A 322-nucleotide genomic window follows, 5' to 3' on the forward strand; every position below is an offset into this window, starting at 1 on the left:
AGCACTTGAAATGTCAAACGTGGATTTGAGTCGTTCTTTAACAGAACTTATCATCATCCAAAGAGGTTATCAAGCAAACTCTAAAACGATTTCAACCAGTGATCAAATGCTTCAAACTTTGATCCAATTGAAACAATAATTTTTTGATCTTTTGATTCTTTATAAAATTTTTCCCACTTTTGTGGGAAACTAATCTTGCTTTACAAGTCTATTTTCTGGTAGATTTGTAATACTGGATTAGACTTGACTGCCTTCAAAATTATTGCTAACTCGCTCTTTTTAGAGTGAGTTGCAAATAATTTTGAAAAAAATTTTCAATAAC

At 30.4% G+C, this 322-nt stretch carries 1 protein-coding gene; it reads left to right on the plus strand.

The genetic code is table 11. The annotated features are described in order from the left end of the window. Positions 1 to 139: flagellar basal body rod C-terminal domain-containing protein (locus H2280_RS08570; RefSeq protein WP_272770178.1), on the plus strand; the 139-nt coding region annotated here is incomplete at its 5' end. Positions 140 to 322: the final 183 nt, after the last annotated feature.

The organism is Campylobacter sp. 2457A (assembly GCF_020135895.1).
GTDB classification, from domain to species: Bacteria; Campylobacterota; Campylobacteria; order Campylobacterales; family Campylobacteraceae; genus Campylobacter_D; species Campylobacter_D taeniopygiae.